1 protein-coding gene and 1 pseudogene are annotated in these 798 nt (G+C 61.5%); both read left to right on the top strand.

Annotation, left to right across the window (positions count from 1 at the left end):
- A pseudogene (locus tag J5224_RS31935) lies at window positions 1-446 on the top strand (Saccharopine dehydrogenase); the annotation flags it as partial.
- Window positions 443-798 (top strand): Gfo/Idh/MocA family oxidoreductase (locus tag J5224_RS31930; RefSeq protein ID WP_264628978.1); only part of this gene is annotated, 356 nt, incomplete at its 3' end. The pseudogene J5224_RS31935 and the gene J5224_RS31930, both read left to right, overlap by 4 nt.

Here is a 798-nt window from a genome sequence, read left to right as displayed (position 1 = left end):
AGCGTCTGGCGACACGCCATCAGTTGCGCGAGTTGCGCTGGTATAACGTGTTTAGCGGAAGCTTCTTGCGTGAGACGCTGACCGGTCTGCGCGGTTGGGTGAACAATGCTGAACGCCTGACGCAGGCGGTGGCGCAGGTTGAGCAGGCCAGCGAGCTCGATCTGCTGGGGCACTCGGCCTATTACCGACTGGTGTTCGATCTTCTCCCCCATAACAAACCGCGCCGCCGAGCGGTGGTCTCTACCGACAGCAGCGCGGCGTTGACCGCCGCCGTCACGGTGAGCACGGTGAATGCGTTATTACGCGGTGACATTTCCCCTGGCGTGCATTTTGCGGATGACGTCCTGATGGCGACACAAACCTTTAACGACGTTGTCCGCCTGCATCCGGGCACGCAGATTCGCCAATACCTGCCCGATGAACGTCTCGAAGAGGGAAGATTATGACCACCAAAATGAAGGCCGTGGTGTGCGGCACCGCGTTTGGTCGATTTTATCTGCGCGCGTTGGCGCTGCACCCGGACATTGAACTGGTTGGGATCCTGTCGCGCGGTTCTGACGCTTCCGCACGCTGCGCGCGTGAGATGGGTATCGCGCATTATCACGCGGTAGAGGCGCTGCCGGAGACGGTAACCCTGGCCTGCGTGGTGGTACGCGCAGGGGTGTCCGGCGGTAGCGGCGCGGAGGTAGCGTGTGCACTGTTGCGCCGGGGGATCCATGTTTTGCAGGAGCATCCACTGCACCCGGATGAGCTGGCGCACTGTTTTCGTACCGCGCATCAGCATCGCGTGCGCTATGA

It is taken from the genome of Candidatus Symbiopectobacterium sp. NZEC135, from assembly GCF_025962695.1.
This window is presented reverse-complemented; position numbering and strand designations above follow the sequence as displayed.